The organism is Micromonospora sp. NPDC003197, from assembly GCF_053590565.1.
The window spans coordinates 70,381-86,247 of the sequence record NZ_JBSFTE010000028.1 but is presented as its reverse complement, the minus strand read 5'-3'; the positions used below and the strand labels follow the sequence as shown (position 1 = coordinate 86,247).

Sequence of the window (15,867 nt, the reverse complement as noted above, 5' to 3'; positions counted from 1 at the left end):
CCTCGACGGCGAATCGGCTACCCCTGACCTGCTCCGCAGGAGTCCGCTTCCTCTCCGGCCTGAAGGCCGCAGTATCCACGGAGGAATCTGATGACATCCGACATCGGCGATATCGACAGCATGGAGAGTCAGATACGTTCGCGCGTCTCGGCATATGCGATTGCCGTCACGGAGGGTCGACTGCTACTCACGCAGCTCTCGAGTACGTCACCGATCTTCCTGCCTGGACTGTGGCATCTACCCGGTGGGGGAATCGATCCGGGCGAGCAACCGCAGGAGGCGCTGGCACGTGAGCTGTACGAGGAGACCGGTCTCGGGCTCCATGCCGCCCAACTGGTGGCGGCGCGGACGTACACCGCTCATCGGCTCGGAGTGAACTGGCATCTGGTGGGGCTCTTCTACCTCGTCGATGTCACACCCGGACCACTCGCGGTCACCAAGACCGATGACTCCACCTGTGCCGTTAGCTGGCTGCCCTTGGCCGGCCTGGAGAAATCACGGCTGTCCCCTGCGGCGATCGACAGTCTGACGATGATCGGCACCTAGCCAGTCGAGCCGGTGGGCTGGGCCGGCAACTGAGCACCGGCACAGCCCACCCAGCGTCGTTCGACGGTCGGGTGTCACAACATCCGGGATGTCCACAGCAGACTCATCCCGGCCGCCGAGAGCGCGAAGAGCAGGGCGATGCCGGCGTACCACTGGGTGATCTCCCGGGGCTCGGTACGGAACCCGATCGAGCTGCCCATGTCCTGGTAGACCTGCTTCAGCTCGCTGACCGAGGCCGCCTCGTAGAAATAGCCCTGGGTGGCCTCGGCAAGCTGGGCGAGCGCCTGCCGGTCCACCGGCACCCGCTGGACCTGGCCGCCGATGTCCACCATGCCGGCGTCGGTACCGAAGGCGATCGTGGAAACCGGCACGTTGGCCGCCTGGGCCGCCGCGCCCGCCTCCTCCACCGACCGTCCCGAGGTGCGGTAACCGTCGGAGAGCAGCACGATCCGGGCCGGTGGGATCTCCGCAGCACCATCGGCCGGTACCGACCGGATCGCCTCCAGGCAGGTGAAGACCGCCTCGCCGGTCGCCGTCGCCTCGGCCAGCACCAGACCGTCGATGGCCTGGGTGACCGCCGGCCGGTCCTTGGTGGGCGGCACCAGGACATTGGCGGACTTGGCGAAGGCCACCAGGCCGAGGTTGAACGTCGGGGGCAGCTCGGCGACGAACTGCTTGGCCGCCTCCTGGGCCGCCTCCAGCCGGTTCGGGGTCACGTCGCCGGCCTGCATGGACAGGGACACGTCGATGGCCAGCATGATGGTGGCCCGCTCGAGCGGTTCCTTGGTGTCGATCGACGGCCGGGCCATGCCGGTGGCCAGGGCGATCAGGCTGAGCAGAAGCGCCCCGGAGGCGGCGTGCCGCCGCCAGCCCAGCCCCTTGGGGGCCAAGGTACGAAGCAGGTCCACGTTGGTGAACCGCATGGCATACGACCGGCGGTGCAACTGTCGCCAGACGTACAACCCGGCGATGGCGAGCACGGGCAGCAGGGCCAGCAGCCACCACGGCTGCAGAAAACGAATCATCGTGTCGTCCCTCGGGTACGTGCGTGTCGTTGCGCGGCGACGAACCGCACCATGTCCAGCAGCCAGTCGGAGTCGGTACGCAGGCGCAGGTGCGCCGCCCCGGCGGCGCGTAGCTCGTTGGCGATGGCGGAACGCTGAATCGAGGCCGCCTCGGCGTAACGGCGACGCAGGCGGGGGTCGGCGGTCTGCACCTCGTGCATTTCGCCGGTCTCCGGGTCGACCAGCGCGAGCACCCCGACGTCGGGCAGCTCCAACTCACGCGGGTCGACCACCTCGATGGCGAGCACGTCGTGCCGTACCGCCAGCTTTCGTAGGGGACGCCCCCACTGCTCGGGCGGGGCCAGGAAGTCGGAGATCACCACCGCCACTCCGCGTCGGCGCGGCGGTCGGTTGAGCATGTCGATCAACGCACCGAGGTCGCTGCGACCCGGGCGGACCTCGGTGCCGGCGATGGCCCGCAGCAACCCCTGTGCCTCCTTGCGGCCCGGGCGAGCGGGCAGGCGCAGTATCCCGTCGGGCCCGGCCGAGCTGCCGGAGGCTGCCCCCGCTGACCTACCGGAGGCTGCCCCGGCTGACCTGCCGGTGGCCCACCTGGCGGGTTTTCCGGTGGCCGGAGCGGGCCCGGTGCCGCCACTGCCCACCACCGCGCCGATCCGGTTGCCACCGCGTACGGTCAGGTGCGCCACGGCTGCGGAGGCGGCCACCACCAGATCCCGTTTGAGCCAGCGGCCGGTGCCGAAGTCGAGACTGGCCGACAGGTCCACCGCCAGCCAGGTCTCCAACTCCCGGTCGGCGACCGTCCGCCGGACGTGCGGCACGGTGGTCCGGGCCGTGACCGGCCAGTCCATCCGCCGTACGTCGTCACCGGGGCGGTATTCCCGTGACTCTCCCGCCTCGGTGCCGGGTCCCGGTAGCAGCCCGATGTAGTCGCCCTGGAGCAGGCCATCGAGTTTGCGGGTGACCAGCAGCTGCAATCGAGACAGCACCGCCTCGGCTCGGCCCGACGGCGCTCCGCTCGTCGACCCGCTGGCCATCGACTCGCTGGCCATCGACCCATCGGCCGGCCAGGCGCCGCTTGCCGTCACGGCATCCGTCCGGGCCAGCCGGCACCCGGCGGCGGGCTGACCGGTGGTGTCGCGACGGCGTTCTGCCGGGGGGCGACCGACGGTAGCGGAATGGTGCTCATGATGCGGCCGACGATGTGGTCGGCCGGTACGTCGTCGGCCAGCGCGTCGTAGCTGAGCACCAATCGGTGGCGCAGGATATCCGGGGCGATGTCCTGGACATCCTGCGGCAGCGCGTAGTCGCGCCCGCGCATCAGCGCCAGCGCCCGGGTCGCCCGGACGATGCCCAGCGAGGCGCGCGGGCTGGCCCCGTACTGGATGAGTTGCCCGACGTCCGGCATGCCGTGCTCGGCCGGCGACCGGGTGGCCAGCACCAGCCGTACGGTGTAGTCGACCAGGGCGTTGTGTACGAACACCTGGTCGGCCTTGCGTTGCAGGGCGATCAGCTCGGTGGGGGTGAACACTGGCGACGGTTCGGGGGCCGCGATCCCCATCCGGTAGACGATCTCGCGTTCCTCGGCGTCGCTCGGATAGCCGACCAGGATCTTCATCAGGAACCGGTCCCGCTGCGCCTCCGGCAGCGGGTAGACGCCCTCCTGCTCGATCGGGTTCTGGGTGGCCATCACCAGGAAGGGATCGGGCACCGGGTGGGACTGGCCGCCGATCGACACCTGCCGTTCGGACATCACCTCCAGCAGGGCCGACTGCACCTTGGCCGGGGCCCGGTTGATCTCGTCGGCGAGCAGGAAGTTGACGAAGACCGGACCGAGTTCGACGTCGAACTTCTCACTCGACTGACGGTAGATCCGGGTGCCGACGATGTCCGCCGGTACCAAGTCCGGGGTGAACTGCACCCGGGCGAAACTGCCGCCCACCACCTTGGCGAGGGTCTCCACGGCGAGGGTCTTGGCCACTCCGGGCACTCCCTCCAGCAGGCAGTGCCCTCGGGCCAGCAGAGCGACGAACATCCGCTCCACCATCCGGTCCTGCCCGACGATCACCCGTTTGACCTCGAACAGCGCGCGTTCGAGCAGGGTGGCGTCCTCGGCCGGGGTGGACCCCGGGGCCGGAACATCGCCGGCCGACGGCGGGGTCGGGGCACCGGCCGTGGGCGAGGTCGGGGTGTCGGGCGTGGTCGGCTGGGCCACCGGTCCTCCACAACGGGTCAGATGAGTGGAAACTATTGCCGCCTTAAGCCTTGCACGTCTGTCGGAAAGCGCGGAAATGGAGAACCCGATTTCCGATACCGGCGCGTCGCAACGCGAAACGTCGGACGCGGGTGGACATGGAGGGGTTTTCCAGGTGTACGATGCAGCCGTCGCCGGGCGGCTCCCCCCGTGGCCGCCCGGCGCTTAAATCCTCGGTACGCCCGGCATTCGGCGACAACCATGGGTCCGGTCACGACAAACACTCGCGAGTCTGCTGGTGAACAGGACCGTAGACTCGCCGACGTGACAGACACTCCCCTCGCGCGACCCGCCCCACCGATCTGCTCGGCCCGGGGCTGCCAGGCACCGGGTGTCTGGGCACTGCGTTGGAACAACCCTCGGCTGCACGATCCCGACCGGCGCAAGACCTGGCTCGCCTGCTCAGATCACCGCAGCTCGCTCGGCGACTTCCTGGACGCGCGCGGGTTCCTGCGTGAGGTGGCACCGGTCCCACCATCACCTACCCTCGATGACGTGGACGAGCACAGTGAGGTGACCGATTGAGCGACGTCCCGGCACCTGACGCGAGGACCGGCCCCAACGACCCGCTGGAGCCCTGGCCCGACACCGTACGGTGGCAACCCGTGTCCCGCGACCTCATCTGGGTCGAGCTGATCCAGTTCGGCTTCGGACTGGTGGTGGTACTCGGTGGCCTCGGTATCGGCTGGGCAATGACCGGTCGCTGGTTCCTCGGCCTGGCGTTCGTGGTCGTGATACTGCTGGCCGGGCTACGGGTGGTCGCGATCGTACGGGCCGTGCACGCCTGGGGGTACGCCGAACGCGACAACGATCTGCTCGTCCGACACGGCCTACTGATCCGCCGACTGTCGATCGTGCCGTACGCCCGGATGCAGTTCGTCGACGTCAGCGCGGGGCCGTTGGAGCGGGCGTTCAACCTCGCCACGGTGCAACTGCACACGGCAGCGGCGGCGAGCGACGCCAGGGTCCCGGGCCTACGCCCAGCAGAAGCATCCCGGTTACGGGACCGGCTCACCGCCCTCGGCGAGGACCGGGTGGAGGGCCTGTGAACCACTCCACCCGTGCTGCGGCCAGCCAAGGACCGGCCCGATGAGCCAGCCGGGCGCACCGCTGCCACCCGGCCAGCCAGCCGGTCCCCCGAATCAGCCGGGGCCACCAGTGGGCCCACCGCTGCCGCCATCTGGCCCTCCGCTGGGCCCACCGGGGCCGCCGGCGGTGCCACCTGGCCCACCCAGTCCACCGGGGCAGCCGGGGCCGGTAGGCCCCCCGGGTCCCGAACCACGGCAACGACTGCATCCGCTGAGCCCGCTGCTGCACAGCGCCAAGTCCCTGGTGGTGATCGTCGCAGCACTCTCCTGGTCCACCCTGTCCCGGATCGGGCTGGGCTGGTTCGCCGTACTGGTGACGGTCCTACTGCTCGGTGCCGTCGCACTCTCCGTGGTCAGCTGGTACTACACCGGCTATCACATCGTGGGCCGAGAGCTACGGATCCACGACGGTCTGCTGTGGCGTCGTACCCGGGCGATCCCGTTGGAACGGTTGCAGGCCGTCGAGGTGGTCCGACCGCTGCTGGCCCAGCTCACCGGCCTGGCCGAGCTGCGACTGGAGGTGGTCGGTGGCGGGAAGACCGAGGCCCCGCTGGCGTACGTCTCGCTCGCCGACGCGGTCGCGCTGCGGGCCCGGCTGCTGAACCTCGCCGGCCACGCCCCCCAACCGCCGGTCGGCGTCGCCCCGGAGGCCGTAGCCACCGGAGCCCCGCCCCCAGCGCGGGGCCGCCTGCTGCACACGGTGGTCAACCGGGATCTGCTGATCAGCCAACTGCTCACCCCGCAGGCGTTCTTCCTGCCGTTCGGGGTGGCCTTCATCGTGTCCCAGTTCCTCTACGAGGGCTCGTTCTCGTTCATCGCCGTGGCCAGCACCATCACCGCCACCGCCGGGGTGCTGTTGCAGCCGGTACGCCGGGTGCTCGACGACTGGGACTTCCGGCTGGCCCGGGACGACAACGCCGTACGGGCACACAACGGCCTGCTGGAGACCCGTGCGCAGACCTTGCCACTCGACCGGGTACAGGCGGTCACCGTGACCTGGCCGCTGCTCTGGCGGGTGCAGGGGTGGCTGCGGCTGCGGATGGACGTGGCCGGCTACGCAGCCGGTCCCGAGCAGGACGGCCGCAACCGCGCCGACCGGCTACTTCCCGTCGGCGTCCTGGACACCGGTCGGATGATCGTGTGGGAGGTGCTGCCCGGCGTCGACTTCGCCCGGCTGGTGCCGACCCCGCCGCCGCGCCGGGCCCGCTGGCTGAACCCGCTGGTCCAACCGTTACTCGGGGCGACGCTCTCCCCGGCGGTGTTCGCCGTACGCAGCGGGCTGATCACCCGTCAGCTCGTGCTGGTGCCGTACGCCCGGATCCAGAGTGTTCGGGTGGTGCAGGGGCCGGTGCAACGCCGACTGGGACTGGCCACGGTGCACGCGGACACCGCCGGCGGCAGCGGCGCGGCCGCACACAACCGGGACCTGACCGAGGCGTGGGCGATGGCCGCCGAGTTGACGGCCCGTGCCCGCGCCGCCCGATTCACCGCCTGAGCGGCACCGGCTGCTCGTCCGGCAGACTCTCCGGGTCGTCGCCGCTGGCAGCATCCGCCGGCTGTGCCGGTACCGCCGCCGTACCCGTCTCGGTCGGGCCCTCGCCGGCCGGTGCCGGCGCGGCGGCGGCCTGACGGCGGGCCTTCCGAGCCGCCCACCACCGTTCGGCGAGGCCAACCACCAGGAAGGTCATCCCGACGTAGACCCAACCGACCAGTACGTCGATCACATAGTGCTCGCCGGAATAGACCAGGGTGGCAGTCATCGCCAGCGGATAGGCGAGCAGCAACGGCCACCACCGCCGCCGAACGTTGGCGATGAAGAAGACGACCACGAAGAGCGCGAACGCGGTGTGCAGCGACGGCATCGCCGCTACCGGATTGGAGGCGATCTGGCCGGCGTTCAGCAGGTTGCCGGCGCCGTGCATGCCGAACGCCTTCCACCCTCGGGTGGAGATGCGGGCGACGTCCTCGATCAGGCCGTACTGCGCCGCCCACCACGGCGGCGCGGCCGGGTAGAGGAAGTAGGTCACCAGGCCGGTCGCACACAGGAAACCCCAGCGCCGCATGAACGCCGCCCACCGGGGCCGGTCCCGTAGCCAGAGCACCACGGCAGCGGCCAGCGCGGCCACGAAGTGCGAGAAGTAGACCCAGCTCGCCACCACGTCCCACCAGTGGATGCCGGCGGGATCGTAGAACCGTTCCTGAAGCCAGATGGTGGGCACGACACCGTCGGTGGCCCAGCCGAACATCCACACATCGGCGACGACGAGTTCCATGGCGTGCGGAATGGCCCCGTTGTCGGCGAACCCTCGGGACAGGTTGTAGAGGGCCAGTAGCAGCACGATCGGCAGCCAGTCCCGCGCGAATCGCAGGTGGCCGCGCCACGGGCGGTGGCTGTTCCAGGCGATCGTCGCGGTCCACAGCCAGACGAAGGCGTAGAGCGGGTCGGTGGGCAGGCCGATGAGCAACCAGCCAGCCACGAACGCGACCGACCAGATCGACATGGCGCGCACTCGGCGACGCCGGTCGACCGGGGCGGGCGGCGAGCCGGAAGGCGTGGTGGAGGCGGGTTCGGTGACGTTGGCAACCATCGCCGACAAGCCTAACGGCGACCGCATCCCGCCTGAAATCGACCATCTTCCCGCCTCGGGCGGTCCGTACACGCCAGCGCCGGCCCGTACCGAGCGCCTATCCTGATCGCATGGAACAGCAGCCAGATCCTGATCTCACGGCAGCGTCGGCGGGATCGGGTCAGCAGCCGGAATCCGCCCTCACCCCGGGGCTGTCCGCCCGGGTGGAGCTGACCGTCACCGACTCCGACACCGCGCAGGCGGTCGGCTCGGGCGACGTGCCGGTGCTGGGCACGCCCCGGGTGCTCGCGCTGGCCGAGGCGGCCACCGTCGCCGCCACCGCTACCCGGATGCCCACCGGCATGACCACCGTCGGGCTACGGGTGGAACTGGACCATCGGGCCCCCACCCCGGTCGGTCGTACGGTCACCGCCCAGGCCCGGTTGGCCAAGGTCGACGGCCGGCGGCTGTTGTTCGAGGTGACCGTGACCGACGGCGAAACGACGGTGGCCGAGGGCCGGGTTGAGCGGGTCCTGGTCGACCGGCACCGGTTCGTGGAGCGGGCCACCGGGTCGGCATGAGCGTCCGCTTCGCCGAGGTAGCCGACCGGGTCTGGGTGCTGCGGCACCCGGTGCTCGACGTCAACGTCACCCTGGTGCTCGGCGACGAGGCAGCGCTGCTGGTGGACACGCTGTCCACCGCGGACCAGGCGACCGAACTGGCCGCTGCGGTCCGGGCCATCACGGCGCTTCCGTGGACCATCGTCAACACCCACCACCACTTCGACCACTGTTTCGGCAATGCCACGTTGGCCGGTGACCCGGCCCGCCCGGTATACGCCCACGAGACCACCGTGGCGTTGTTACGCGACCACGCCGACGAGGTGCGCCGGCAGGCGTACGAGGAGATGCTCGCCAGTGAGCCGGAGCTGGCCGCCGAACTGCGCCGGACGCCGGTGCTCGCGCCCGGCCATGCCGTACACCTGGAATCCACCCTGGATCTCGGCGGGCGACCGGTCACGCTGCGCCACATCGGCCGGGGGCACACCGAGGGCGACCTGGTGGTGCAGGTTTCCGACGCCGACGTGCTGATCGCCGGTGACCTGGTCGAGGAGAGCGGCCCGCCCGCTTTCGAGGACAGCTACCCGCTGGAGTGGGCCGGCACGCTGGCCGAGCTGCTGCGCCACACCACCGCCGGGACCACGGTGGTGCCCGGGCATGGTGCTGTGGTCGACCGGGACTTCGTGCAGGCCCAGCACGACCAGCTCGCCACGCTCGGCTGGCTGATCCGCGAGGGCCACTGCGACCACGTGCCGCCCGAGCGGGTGGCCGCCCAGGCCCCATTCGGTCCGGAGCCGGCCCTGGTGGCGGTACGCCGGGGCTATGCCGAGCTGACCGGTGACTCCTGACCGGTGAACCACCGGGCTATCTCGGCCCGCCCCCGGGCGCCCGGCAGCCGACAGCCGACAGCCGACAGCCGACAGCCGACAGCAAATTAATCGAGATACACCTATTGAGTTGATGTCTGATCCGTGCTGGGATAGCGCTGCCGAGACAGCGCGGGGGCTGACGCGCTGCACGGGAACCGGCAGGGCCACGAGAGCGGCGTCGATACGCGGACCGGGCGGCCGTACCGCCGCCACCATCCGTCCGCGCCTCGCCCCTGTCCCCGTTCCGTTCCGCCGTAGCGAGCCATCCGCATCGATTTGCGCCCGGCTGGCGGGACTCGGTCCAGCAAGGAGAACTCGGTGAAACGTCTGCATCGGCTCACGGTCCTCTCCGCCGTGGCCACCCTCGTCACCGCCGCCGTCGTGACGGTGGTGCTTCCCCATTCCGCCTCGGCGCACGGTGCCTCCATGGCCCCGGGTAGCCGCACCTACCTGTGTTGGAAGGACGGGCTCAGCCCGCAGGGCGACATCCAACCGAACAACCCGGCCTGCGCGGCGGCCGTCGCGCAGAGTGGGGCCAACTCGCTCTACAACTGGTTCAGCGTGCTGCGTTCCGACGCGAACGGCCGTACGGTGGGCTTCATCCCGGACGGCCAACTGTGCAGCGGTGGCAACACCGGCTTCAGCGGGTACGACCTGGCCCGCGACGACTGGCCGCTGACCCACCTCACCTCGGGGGCCAACTTCAGCTTCAAGTACAGCAACTGGGCCCATCACCCGGGCACGTTCTACTTCTACGTGACCAAGAACAGTTGGAGCCCGACCCAGCCGCTGGCCTGGAGCGACCTGGAGGAGCCGTTCCTGACGGTGACCAACCCGCCGCAGAACGGTGGGCCCGGCAGCAACGAGGGGCACTACTACTTCAGTGGTCAGCTGCCGACTGGCAAGAGCGGCCGGCACATCATCTACTCCCGCTGGGTGCGCTCGGACAGCCAGGAGAACTTCTTCGGCTGCTCGGACGTGGTCTTCGACGGCGGCAACGGTGAGGTGACCGGGGTCGGGCCCGGTGGCACTCCGACCCCCAACCCGACCACGCCGCCGCCGACGACCGGGCCGACCACCCCGCCGCCGGGTCCGACCAGCTGCATGGCCGGCTATCGGGTGGTCAATGCCTGGTCCGGTGGCTTCCAAGCGGAGGTCACGATCATGAACCACGGTAGTTCGACGTTCAACGGGTGGACCGCCACCTGGACCTGGCCCAACGGGCAGAGCATCGGCCAGCTGTGGAACGGCACGCACACCCAGAACGGGGCCAGTGTCACGGTCCGCAACGCGGCGTACAACGGGGCTGTACCGCCCAACGGCACCACCACGTTCGGGTTCACCGCCAGCGCCGGGGCGACCAACGGTGCCCCCACGGTGACCTGCACCAGCCCGTAACCCGCCGCTCCCGCTACTCCCGCTACTCCGACGAGTTGATCAAGAGGTTTGCGTCACCGAGCGGTAGCTCGGCTGACGCAAACCTCTTGATCAGCAGGGACAGGGAAGGGTCAGGCCACCATCGAGCCGACCACCGGCTTGGTGAGAAGCGCGGACTGGTTGCGCTGGATGCCCGGGTCGAGGGTCTTGGCCACGAAGATGGCGTGCCAGATGCAGAAGATCAGCACGGTCCAGACCTTGCGGGAGTGGTCCGCCTCCTCCCGCTTGTGCTCGTCCAGCAGCCGGATGGCGTAGTTCAGGTCGAGCAGGTCACCGGCACCGGAGGTGGCGATGATGTGCCGGACCCACTCGTACATCTCGCCCCGCAGCCAGACCCGGGTCGGGGTCGGGAAGCCCAGCTTGCGCCGGTTGACGATGGCCGGCGGGACCACCCCCTGCAACGCCTGGCGCATGGCGAACTTGGTGGCGTCCGAGCGCGGCGGGAGCTTCAGGTCCACCGGAATGATCGACGCCACGTTGAACACCTCCCGGTCCAGGAACGGCACCCGCACCTCGAGGGAGTGCGCCATGGAGATCCGGTCCGCCTTGACCAGGATGTCTCCGCGCAGCCAGGTGTAGAGGTCGATGTACTGCATCTTGGTGACGTCGTCCAGCTCGGCGCACTCGGCGTAGACCGGCGCGGTGACGTCTGTGTAGCGCACCGCGGGGTTGTAGCGGCGCATCAGGTGCTGCTTCTCCTCCTCGGTGAACATCCGCGCGTTGCCGTAGTAGCGCTGCTCGATCGGGGTGGTGCCGCGCTCCAGGAAGCTCTTGCCCTTGACTCCCTGCGGAATCGCCTTGGAGACCGCCCGCAGCCCCTTCTGCACCCCGCTGGGCAGGCCGTTCACCGCTTCGAGCGACAACGGCTCGCGGTAGATGGTGTAGCCGCCGAAGAACTCGTCGGCACCCTCGCCAGAGAGGACCACGGTGACGTACTCGGCCGCCTTCTTGGCCACGAAGTAGAGCGGCACCAGCGCCGGGTCGGCGACCGGGTCGTCCAGGTGCCAGACGATCCGGGGCAGCGCCTCCATCATGTCGTGCGGGCCGATCTTGGTCGGGATGGTGGTCACCCCAAGGTGGCGGGCCGAGTCCTGGGCAACGTCGATCTCCGAGTAGCCCGGCACGTCGTAGCCCACGGTGAAGGTCAGGATGTTCGGGTTGAACTCCCGGGCCAGCGCCACCACCGCAGTCGAGTCGATGCCGCTGGACAGGAACGAGCCGACCGGCACGTCCGAGCGCATGTGCATCCGTACGCTCTCGCGCAGCGTCTCGCGGATCTGGTGGTAGAGCCGCTGCGGATCGTCGATCGGGGTGGGCCGGAACACCGGGCGGTACCAGCGGCGTATTTCGATCTGACCGCCGGGCTGCCAGGTCAGGTACTCACCCGACCCGATCCGGTTGATGCCCTGGTGCAGGGTGCCCGGCTCGGGCACGTACTGCAGGGTCAGGTAGTGCGACAGGTTGGCGGTGTTCACCCCCGCGTCCCCGGCGTACGCCGAGGGCGCGAACGGCAGCAGCGCCTTCTTCTCCGAGGCGAGGTAGACCCCGTCCGGGGTCTGCAGGTAGTGCAACGGCTTGATACCGAAGTTGTCCCGGGCACCGAACGCCCGCCGCTCCTTGCGGTCCCAGATGACGAAGGCGAACATCCCGCGCAGCCGGTCGAGTACCCGCTCGCCCCAGTAGTGGAAGCCGGCGACGATCACCTCACCGTCACCCTGGGTGGCGAATTGGGCACCGTAGTCGCGGATCAGTTCCTCACGCAGCTCGATGTAGTTGTAGATCTCACCGTTGAAGGTCAGCAGGTAGCGACCGTCGGCGTAGGGCAGGGGTTCGTGGCTCAGCGCCACGTCGATGATCGCCAGCCGCTTGTGGGCGAAGACCGCATCCGCGTACCGGCCCGAACCATCGGCGATCAACTCGACCCCGGTCTCGTCCGGTCCCCGGTGGTGCAGGCATTCCAACGCACCGGCGATGGCATCGCGGTGCGCGCCGGCGTCACCGCGCGCGCTGAAAAAAGCCAGAAGTCCGCACATGGCGGTCATCTTTCCACGCGCGCCGGTTGGCTGTGCCGGCACCGTTGCCCCCACCGCCCCCATCGCCACGGTACGGTTCGGCGCGATACCGTCGGCAACGACGGTGAGCGAGGGAGGACCGGGCGATGAGCGACGAGCAAGACAAGAGTACGGCGGCAGGAACTGAATCGCACGATCCCGACTTCCCAGAAAAGTTCCTCGCATTCATGCGCGAGGGCTGGCGGGACAGCGCACTGCCGATCGGGCCCCGGCCAGAGGTGCCCAATTACGCCAAGCGCCGGGCCGCGCTGTCGGCCGCCTTCTCCGGCGAAACACTGGTGATTCCCACCGGACCGGAAAAGGTACGCGCCAACGACACGAACTACCCGTTCCGCCCCGGAAGCGACTTCGCCTACCTGACCGGTGACCACGACCCGGACAGCGTGCTGGTGATGCGCCCGAACGGCAGCGGCCACGACGCCGTCCTCTACATGCGGCCCCGCTGCTCGAAGGAGAGCGACGAGTTCTTCCGCAGCCGGCACGGCGAGCTGTGGGTGGGCCGCCGGCACACACTCAACGAGAAGTCCACCGAGCTGGGTGTCCAGACCGCCCCGCTGACCGAGCTGGATGCCGCGCTGGCTGGGTGCGCACCGGGGCGTACCCGGGTGTTGCGCGGGCTGGACGCCGACGTGGACGCGGCCGTGCTCCCGTACCGGAGACAGGGCGACACCGTCGGCCGGGACCGCGAGCTGGCCGCCGCGATCGCCGAGCTGAAGCTGGTCAAGGACGAGTGGGAGATCGCCCAGCTCCAGGACGCGATCGACGCCACCGTCCGGGGCTTCGAGGACGTGGCCCGGGTGCTGCCGGCCGACCGGGGCGTCTCCGAGCGGCTGCTGGAGGGGATCTTCGCGCTGCGGGCCCGGCACGACGGCAACGACGTCGGGTACGGCTCGATCGTCGGGGCCGGCGAGCACGCCACGATCCTGCACTGGGTACGCAACAACGGCACCACTCGTCCTGGCGAACTGCTGCTGATGGACATGGGCGTGGAGGGGCATCACCTCTACACCGCCGACGTCACCCGGACCGTGCCGGTCGACGGCCGGTTCAGCCCGCTGCAGCGTCAGCTCTACGACATCGTGTACGCCTCGCAGCAGGCCGGCATCGACTACATCAAGCCGGGCGTGGCCTTCCGGGACGTACACGAGACCTGCATGCGGGTGCTCGCCGAGGGGCTGCACGACCTGGGCCTGCTGCCGGTCAGCGTGGACGAGGCGATGGACCGCGAGTCGACCGTCTACCGGCGGTGGACGCTGCACGGTTTCGGGCACATGCTCGGCATCGACGTGCACGACTGCGCCCAGGCTCGCAAGGAGACCTACCGCGAGGGTGACCTCGCCGAGGGCTACGTGCTCACGGTCGAGCCCGGCCTCTACTTCCAGCCCGAGGACGAGCTGGTGCCCGCAGAACTGCGCGGCGTCGGGATCCGGATCGAGGACGACATCCTGGTCACCGCCGCCGGGGCCGTCAACATGTCGGCGGGCCTGCCTCGGCAGGCCGACGAGGTCGAGACCTGGCTCGCGGCGCAGCGCGAGGCGGGACCGCGCCTGCCGGGCTGAGCCGTCCGGGGAGACATCGATTGGTCGGGGCAGTACAACATCCGACCAATCGATGTTTCCTCACTGCTAGCGGCAACGGTACGATGGCGCTGCGTCATCGCCCCGACCCCGACAGGGGGATGCAGTGCCTGGGAGCAGCCTCGGCGAGCCGCCCCGCGCGCCCACCATGAACCTACTGAGGCTGATCTTCGGAACGATCGGCCTGCTCTCGGTCGTCTTCGGCTACCTCGGCTTCGCCGAGTACCTGCCTACACACGATCCCCTCGACCTGCTCTACTACGACCTGCAACTCTTCGTGCTGGGGTCGCCACCGCTGGACGACGGCGGAAAAATCCCGGAGCTGCTCAACATCGCCCGGTTCACCGCTCCTGCGGTCACCGTCTACGCCTTCGTCGAGGCGGGCCGACTGCTGTTCGCCGCCGAGCTGCGCCGGCTACGTGCCCGTAACTCCCGCAACCACGTCATCGTCTGCGGCGACGGGCTGGTCGCCAGCACCCTGGCCCGGCGGCTGCGGGCAGCGGGCGAGCGGGTGGTGACCGTACCGGCCGAGGCGGTGATCTCCGAGCCCGGCGTACCGCGCCCCGGCACCGCCCACACCCTCACCGCCCGGGCGGCCGCCGCCCGCGATCCAGACGTGCTCCGTACAGCGGGCATCCGGCGGGCGCGGGCGCTCTACGCGTGCACCAGTGACAACGCCACCAACACCGCGATCGCGCTCGCCGCCGCCCAGCGGAACCGACGGACCCCGCTGGCGGTCTTCGCACAGGTCTCCGATCCGGAACTCTGTCTCGCCCTACAGGCCCGGCACCTGGGGTTGGCCGAGCATCCCGGTACCCGGCTCGACTTCTTCAACATCGACGACCTAGCCGCCCGCAACCTGTTCGTCCGGGATCCACTGTTGCCGATACGGGGTGGCCCACCCCGGGTGGTGGTGCTCGGTGCCACCGTCTTCGGTCGGGCGGCGCTGGTCGAGTTGGCCCGCCAGTGGCGGATGCGGGACCCGGGCGGCGACACACTGCTGCCGATCGCCCTGGTCGACGACGAAGCCACCCGGGCAGCGGCCGAGCTGGCCCACCGCTATCCCTTCCTCTCCCGGGTCTGCCACATCACGCCGTACGACGGTGGGCTGGCCGAGCTGCTCGACACCGGCTTTCCCCTGCCGCCGGACCGGGTCTTCATCTGCTACGACGACGAGGAGCAGGCGCTCAAGACCGCGCTGACCACCGAGCAGTTGTGGCACGGCGGCCCCGGCTCGGTGGTGGTACGCCTGGACCGGCTGGCCAGCCTGCGGGAAGCGTTCGACACCGATCACGGCGACCGGGTGCTCGACGACCTCTCCGGGGCGCTGCGCCTCTACGGGGTGGTGCATGCGGCCTGCGATCCGACGCTGATCGGGGACGACCTGGTGGAACGGCTGGCCCGGGTGATCCACGAGAGTTACCTGGTGGCCCGACACCGACACGGCGAGACGTCTACCGCCAATCCCGCGCTGGTGCCCTGGGACGAGCTGCCGGAGACGCTGCGCCAGGCCAACCGCGCCCAGGCCGACGACATCGGCCGGAAACTACGTGAACTGGGCTGTGCCCTCTCCCCCCGGGTCGGCCCGGGAGTCGAACACGTCCTGGCCGAGCATGAGATCGAGCGGCTCGCCGTACTCGAACACCAGCGCTGGGTGGCGGAGCGGGTCGCCACCGGCTGGCGATATGCCAACAGCCGGGACGATGCCCGCCGGCTGCATCCGGCGTTGAGCACCTGGGAGAGCCTGGACGAGGAGATGCGTGAGCGCAACCACGACGCCATCCGGGAGCTGCCGGCCATCCTGGCCGACGCCGGGTTCCGGATCGTCCGGGTACGGCACGCGTGACGCAACTACTCGTGACGAGAACGGCGCGC

General features: G+C 69.8%; 14 protein-coding genes. 9 read left to right on the top strand and 5 right to left on the bottom strand.

What is annotated here, in order from left to right:
• Nucleotides 1-90 precede the first annotated feature (90 nt).
• On the top strand, nucleotides 91-546 hold the full coding sequence (locus ACWDV4_RS25230; RefSeq protein WP_449983270.1) for an NUDIX hydrolase: 456 nt from the start codon (nucleotides 91-93) through the stop codon (nucleotides 544-546).
• Between the two features lie 74 nt (nucleotides 547-620).
• On the opposite strand, the gene ACWDV4_RS25225 is transcribed toward ACWDV4_RS25230, so the two are convergent.
• The 3 genes from ACWDV4_RS25225 to ACWDV4_RS25215 are packed head-to-tail and all read right to left on the bottom strand — an operon-like array spanning nucleotide 621 to nucleotide 3,783.
• Nucleotides 621-1,571, bottom strand: coding sequence for a VWA domain-containing protein (locus ACWDV4_RS25225; RefSeq protein ID WP_449983267.1), 951 nt, complete (start codon nucleotides 1,569-1,571; stop codon nucleotides 621-623).
• Nucleotides 1,568-2,620 carry a DUF58 domain-containing protein gene (locus ACWDV4_RS25220; protein WP_449983278.1) on the bottom strand — a complete coding sequence of 351 codons (1,053 nt, stop codon included), beginning with the start codon at nucleotides 2,618-2,620 and terminating at the stop codon, nucleotides 1,568-1,570. The genes ACWDV4_RS25225 and ACWDV4_RS25220 overlap by 4 nt, the downstream gene beginning before the upstream one ends.
• 32 nt (nucleotides 2,621-2,652) lie before the next feature.
• Entirely contained in the window at nucleotides 2,653-3,783 is a 1,131-nt protein-coding gene (locus ACWDV4_RS25215) for an AAA family ATPase (protein WP_449983264.1), read from the bottom strand.
• A 303-nt stretch (nucleotides 3,784-4,086) separates the two neighbouring features.
• On the opposite strand from ACWDV4_RS25215, the gene ACWDV4_RS25210 reads away from it, so the two are divergent.
• From ACWDV4_RS25210 to ACWDV4_RS25200, 3 genes are read left to right on the top strand one after another with little or no spacing between them, the layout of a single operon-like run.
• Nucleotides 4,087-4,347: a hypothetical protein gene (locus tag ACWDV4_RS25210; RefSeq protein ID WP_449983261.1), complete on the top strand. Its 261-nt coding sequence runs from the start codon at nucleotides 4,087-4,089 to the stop codon at nucleotides 4,345-4,347.
• Nucleotides 4,344-4,871 (top strand): PH domain-containing protein, encoded by a 528-nt coding sequence (locus ACWDV4_RS25205; protein ID WP_449983258.1) that lies wholly within the window; start codon nucleotides 4,344-4,346, stop codon nucleotides 4,869-4,871. The genes ACWDV4_RS25210 and ACWDV4_RS25205 overlap by 4 nt, the downstream gene beginning before the upstream one ends.
• 40 nt (nucleotides 4,872-4,911) lie before the next feature.
• Nucleotides 4,912-6,405, top strand: coding sequence for a PH domain-containing protein (locus ACWDV4_RS25200; RefSeq protein WP_449983255.1), 1,494 nt, complete (start codon nucleotides 4,912-4,914; stop codon nucleotides 6,403-6,405).
• On the opposite strand, the gene ACWDV4_RS25195 is transcribed toward ACWDV4_RS25200, so the two are convergent.
• The gene (locus tag ACWDV4_RS25195; protein ID WP_449983275.1) at nucleotides 6,395-7,411 is read right to left on the bottom strand and encodes a phosphatase PAP2 family protein; all 1,017 of its coding nucleotides are present in this window, start codon (nucleotides 7,409-7,411) and stop codon (nucleotides 6,395-6,397) included. The genes ACWDV4_RS25200 and ACWDV4_RS25195 overlap by 11 nt on opposite strands.
• Nucleotides 7,412-7,608: 197 nt before the next feature.
• On the opposite strand from ACWDV4_RS25195, the gene ACWDV4_RS25190 reads away from it, so the two are divergent.
• The 3 genes from ACWDV4_RS25190 (at nucleotide 7,609) to ACWDV4_RS25180 (ending at nucleotide 10,304) form a co-directional block, all read left to right on the top strand.
• Complete coding sequence (locus ACWDV4_RS25190; protein ID WP_449983252.1) at nucleotides 7,609-8,058, top strand: thioesterase family protein; 450 nt, start codon at nucleotides 7,609-7,611, stop codon at nucleotides 8,056-8,058.
• Nucleotides 8,055-8,885 (top strand): MBL fold metallo-hydrolase, encoded by an 831-nt coding sequence (locus ACWDV4_RS25185; RefSeq protein WP_449983249.1) that lies wholly within the window; start codon nucleotides 8,055-8,057, stop codon nucleotides 8,883-8,885. Before ACWDV4_RS25190 ends, ACWDV4_RS25185 begins: the two co-directional genes overlap by 4 nt.
• Nucleotides 8,886-9,224: 339 nt before the next feature.
• Nucleotides 9,225-10,304, top strand: a complete 1,080-nt coding sequence (locus ACWDV4_RS25180) for a lytic polysaccharide monooxygenase auxiliary activity family 9 protein (protein WP_449983246.1) — start codon at nucleotides 9,225-9,227, stop codon at nucleotides 10,302-10,304.
• 110 nt (nucleotides 10,305-10,414) lie between these two features.
• Here ACWDV4_RS25180 and asnB read toward each other — a convergent pair whose 3' ends face one another.
• The gene (gene asnB, locus ACWDV4_RS25175; protein WP_449983243.1) at nucleotides 10,415-12,376 is read right to left on the bottom strand and encodes an asparagine synthase (glutamine-hydrolyzing); all 1,962 of its coding nucleotides are present in this window, start codon (nucleotides 12,374-12,376) and stop codon (nucleotides 10,415-10,417) included.
• A 125-nt stretch (nucleotides 12,377-12,501) separates the two neighbouring features.
• On the opposite strand from asnB, the gene ACWDV4_RS25170 reads away from it, so the two are divergent.
• Complete coding sequence (locus ACWDV4_RS25170; protein ID WP_449983241.1) at nucleotides 12,502-13,974, top strand: aminopeptidase P family protein; 1,473 nt, start codon at nucleotides 12,502-12,504, stop codon at nucleotides 13,972-13,974.
• A gap of 124 nt (nucleotides 13,975-14,098) precedes the next feature.
• Nucleotides 14,099-15,838: a RyR domain-containing protein gene (locus ACWDV4_RS25165; protein ID WP_449983238.1), complete on the top strand. Its 1,740-nt coding sequence runs from the start codon at nucleotides 14,099-14,101 to the stop codon at nucleotides 15,836-15,838.
• Nucleotides 15,839-15,867: the final 29 nt, after the last annotated feature.

Bases quoted from the DNA above. Each gene is read 5' to 3' on its own strand.
- ACWDV4_RS25225 (WP_449983267.1), bottom strand. From the start codon at position 1,571: ATGATTCGTTTTCTGCAGCCGTGGTGGCTGCTGGCCCTGCTGCCCGTG.
- asnB (WP_449983243.1), bottom strand. From the start codon at position 12,376: ATGTGCGGACTTCTGGCTTTTTTCAGCGCGCGCGGTGACGCCGGCGCG.
- ACWDV4_RS25185 (WP_449983249.1), top strand. From the start codon at position 8,055: ATGAGCGTCCGCTTCGCCGAGGTAGCCGACCGGGTCTGGGTGCTGCGG.
- ACWDV4_RS25200 (WP_449983255.1), top strand. From the start codon at position 4,912: ATGAGCCAGCCGGGCGCACCGCTGCCACCCGGCCAGCCAGCCGGTCCC.
- ACWDV4_RS25170 (WP_449983241.1), top strand. From the start codon at position 12,502: ATGAGCGACGAGCAAGACAAGAGTACGGCGGCAGGAACTGAATCGCAC.
- ACWDV4_RS25195 (WP_449983275.1), bottom strand. From the start codon at position 7,411: ATGTCGATCTGGTCGGTCGCGTTCGTGGCTGGCTGGTTGCTCATCGGC.
- ACWDV4_RS25220 (WP_449983278.1), bottom strand. From the start codon at position 2,620: ATGGCCAGCGAGTCGATGGCCAGCGGGTCGACGAGCGGAGCGCCGTCG.
- ACWDV4_RS25190 (WP_449983252.1), top strand. From the start codon at position 7,609: ATGGAACAGCAGCCAGATCCTGATCTCACGGCAGCGTCGGCGGGATCG.
- ACWDV4_RS25230 (WP_449983270.1), top strand. From the start codon at position 91: ATGACATCCGACATCGGCGATATCGACAGCATGGAGAGTCAGATACGT.